Genomic DNA, 2,219 nt, shown 5'->3' on the forward strand with positions numbered 1-2,219 from the left:
GGGTGCGGTTGCGGGACGCCGTAGAGGATGTCCTGGATGTACTCGAGGACGATCTGGCTCTGGTAGGCCATAGCGACGCCAAGGCGCATTGCCCGCATGGCGTGGCTCGCGAACCAGCCGTCGACGTTCGTCAGGGTGGATGCGGTAACGACGATCGTCTCCCCGTAGATCCCGCCCGGAAAGAGGCCAAGTTTTTTCCAGACCTCCTTTCGCTCCTCTGGAGCAAGCCGCTCGACGATCAGGCTCGGCTCGTGGGTGAACCGGTGGAAGTCCTCCTCGACGAAGTCGCAGAGCCGGAGGGCGACCTCGGTGTCGCTCCCGCCGGTATCGATCCCGAGCCGCCCTGCAAACGTCCGGAGTTTCTCCGGCTCGGCGATTGAGAACGGTGTCTTTCCCTCCGCGGTCGCCCGGAGGGTCCTGACCGCCTGCTGGGCGTGGAAGTGGTAGTTTGAGGCGCCCATGACGTTCCGCAGCAGCATCATCCGCATCGCCATGCCGTCGGCGTTGATCCCGCAGACACCCCGGTGGTTCCGGCTGGCATCCGCCCGGCAGGGGCCGTTCGAGCAGAAGTCGCACCGGGCGCCCGCCTGACAGAAGGCGCACCGCTTGTCGGGGTCGGTCCCGAGACCCTGGGCCTCGTAGCGGTCCCAGACGTTCGACATGCCGTCCTTCTTGAGCCGCTCGTAGACGGTCCGGACCGAATCGTGGTAGGATATCCTGTCGCTCTCCATGGTCATGGAGGAGGGAACCAGACTGGAGCCGTAAAAAAGTATCGGTGCCGCTTATTCTTCCTCGATATACCGCTTCAGCGCCACGGCATTGTTCCGCTCCTCATCCCGGGCGGCGTAGAGGAGCGTGACGGTTCCACCAGTCGCTTCCTGCCGGAGCCGGGCGAGCACTTCCTCCTTGCCCTCGAGTTCGGCACGGTAGCGCCGCAGGAACTCCTCCCACTTCGCCGGATCGTGCCCGAACCAGCGGCGCAATTCGTTCGTCGGTGCGAGGTCCTTCTCCCACCGGTCAATCTTTGCCTCCTCCTTCGAGACGCCCCGGGGCCAGAGCCGGTCGACGAGAACCCGGGTCCCGTCGTCCGCCGAGGGTTCTTCATAGATTCGTTTCGTGCGTAGCATACGACGGGGATACGACGCCCCCTCACATAATACTCTCGTGCGAAACCGTCTCCCCTCCACCCCACTCCCCGACCGTCGCGACTTCCGGTAGCATCGTCGCCGCCGGCTCGGCAACATATAAATATACGGTCGGGGATCGTCTCCCGCATGAAGCCTACCCTACTCCTTCTCGCCGCACTCCTCGTCGTCGCTGCCGGCATCCTGGCCGCAGGGTGCACCTCGCCGGGCGGCAACGTCACCCAGCCGACGACGCTGCCGACCGAGACGGCGACAATCCCGACCGAGATCGAGACTCCCACAGCGACGGCGCCGACCGGAACCGGGACCGTTACAGCGACAACAGGCGTCACAACGTCTGCGACCACCGCAGCGGGCGGCGAGGCCACGACCGTCGATCTCACCGCCGATGCCATGGCGTTCGACACGAGCACGATCACGGTGCCGGCGGGGGCGGAGGTGACGGTGAACTTCGACAACCAGGACGACGGCATCCCCCACAACGTCGCGGTCTACACCGACTCCTCGGCGACCGAGGCGATCTTCGTGGGTGATGTCATCACCGGGCCTGCCGAGACCACCTACACCTTCACGGCGCCGGCCGAACCCGGGACCTACTACTTCCGGTGCGACGTGCACCCGGAGATGAACGGCGACTTCGTCGTGGAATGACGCAGGAGAAGGAAACGGGGTTACTCCAATCTCTCCTCCTTCATGATCGCCGGGGCTCTGGCAGAATGCAGCACAGGCCTGCTTTCCGGTGAGTTTCGCTCGTTCTCTCGTCCACCGATGAGTGCCCTATAACCGCTGATCCGCGCAAGATTCGGCAGCTCACCGATTCGGGTGGAGGGCTGCCGTCGTGAAACCAGTACAGCGATTCTCCATACATAGTACAACCAAAGAGGGCACCGATTGGATTTCACACTCTTTAGCAGGTCTCAATCCCGGGGGCACGCCGGGGCATGGCTTTTCCCGGGTGTCGCAACACACTGTTCCCGCCCCACCGGAGCGGGGTGCGAATGAGGAAGCCGAAGGCCGGGGGGTGGGGAATGCCAGAGCGAGACGTATGAATATCCACGCGGGAGGGGGCCTGCC

The 2,219-nt window shown here is 64.3% G+C and carries 2 protein-coding genes and 1 pseudogene; 1 reads left to right on the forward strand and 2 read right to left on the reverse strand.

From position 1 onward, the window contains the following. A pseudogene (locus PLN84_RS09575) lies at positions 1-737 on the reverse strand (carbon monoxide dehydrogenase); the annotation flags it as partial. A gap of 45 nt (positions 738-782) precedes the next feature. Beyond that, the gene (locus PLN84_RS09580) at positions 783-1,127 is read right to left on the reverse strand and encodes a DUF488 domain-containing protein (protein ID WP_292385522.1); all 345 of its coding nucleotides are present in this window, start codon (positions 1,125-1,127) and stop codon (positions 783-785) included. A gap of 147 nt (positions 1,128-1,274) precedes the next feature. On the opposite strand from PLN84_RS09580, the gene PLN84_RS09585 reads away from it, so the two are divergent. Beyond that, positions 1,275-1,796, forward strand: coding sequence for a cupredoxin domain-containing protein (locus tag PLN84_RS09585; RefSeq protein WP_292385523.1), 522 nt, complete (start codon positions 1,275-1,277; stop codon positions 1,794-1,796). Positions 1,797-2,219 lie beyond the last annotated feature (423 nt).

The sequence above is a fragment of the Methanoculleus sp. genome, from assembly GCF_035363275.1.
Taxonomy (GTDB): Archaea; Halobacteriota; Methanomicrobia; order Methanomicrobiales; family Methanoculleaceae; genus Methanoculleus.